General features: G+C 73.2%; 1 protein-coding gene. It reads right to left on the bottom strand.

Annotated features, from left to right (window positions below):
• Positions 1–253: 253 nt before the first annotated feature.
• Positions 254–1,240 (bottom strand): serine hydrolase, encoded by a 987-nt coding sequence (locus AOK11_RS38170; protein ID WP_055598189.1) that lies wholly within the window; start codon positions 1,238–1,240, stop codon positions 254–256.
• Positions 1,241–1,297 lie beyond the last annotated feature (57 nt).

Raw genomic sequence — 1,297 nt, 5'->3', positions numbered from 1 at the left:
GTGGCGGCCGTGGCGGTGGCGGCCGTGGCGGCCGTGGCCGGGATCAGCGGGGAGGCCGCGCCGAGCGCGGCACCGCGCAGCACCGTACGACGGTCGAAGCCCCGTCGGAAAGGCGCGTCCGGTCGGTCTGCTCGGTCCGTTCGGTCTGTGGCACGTGTGTCCTGGGTCATGGCGTCAGAAGATCAGGACGTCAACTCCCGTGTCCAAGACCATAATTCGGCTACGTCGATATGCGAACGCATATGCGCTCCGGTCACCGGCCCTCACCGCGCAGGAAGCCGACCGCGATTCCGGCCGCCCTGCCCGCCGCGGCGTCCACCGTGGGACGTGAAGCGGCCAGGGCGTGCGTGCGGGCGAAGACGGCGACCGCGTAGCACCCGCCGTCGGGGTAGCGGACGACGCCCGCCTCCATGTGCAGTCCCGGCAGGGTTCCGGTCTTGGCCGCGACCGTGACGTCGTCCGGGAAGCCCGACACCAACCGGTGCCGGAAGACTTGCCGGAGCATCAGGTCGCGTACGAACGAGCAGGCTTCGGGTGGGCCGGCGGCGTCGGTCCAGATGAGCCGGAGCAGCCGCGTGATCTCGCGGGGTGTGCTCGCCGTGGTGCGGCGGGGATCCAGCACGGCCAGCCGTCTCTTGCGGTCGTCCGGCAGAGCGGGGTAGCGGACGGCGAAGTCCCGCTCGTCGCGCGCCCCGACCTCCGCGAGCATCGACTCCAGCAGGTCTCGCGGTCCGCCCACGATCCGGGTCCGCTGCAGGCCGAGTTCCGCCGCGAGCAGCCGTACGGTGTCCAGGCCCACGCGGGCCAGCAGCAGGTCGGCCGCCGAGTTGTCGCTGACCGACATCGCGAAGTGGGCCAGGTCGCGCAGCGACAGCTCGACGTCGTCCAGACAGCCGGCGGTCCCCCAGCCGCCGAGCCGGTCGGCCGCGGTCACCCGCACCCGCTCCCGCGGGTCCAGCTGGCCGGCGGCGACCTGTCGGGCGAACTCCAGGACCAGCAGCACCTTGAAGATCGAGGCGATCACGACGGGGTCGTCGGCCCCGATGCCGACCTCACACCCGCCCGGCTCCTCCGCCCCGGCTCCCGCACCGGCCGCCGCGCCGTCCCCTGCGACGGACTTCGCACCCGCCCCGGCACCCATCTCCCCGAGCGCCCTCGCAGGCCCGTGGACCGGTATCGCGTGCAGCCGGCCTTCGGCCCCCGCCTCGGCGAAGACCTGGCGGATCCGCTCCTCGACCACTGTTTCTCCTCGGTCCTCGACCATCGGCCCCCGCCCATCGCCCTCGGTCACCTGCCC

It is taken from the genome of Streptomyces hirsutus (genome assembly GCF_001418415.1).
In the GTDB taxonomy this organism is placed as follows: Bacteria; Actinomycetota; Actinomycetes; order Streptomycetales; family Streptomycetaceae; genus Streptomyces; species Streptomyces hirsutus.
Note: the sequence above shows the minus strand (reverse complement) of the source record. Positions and strands in the feature narration are given on the sequence as shown.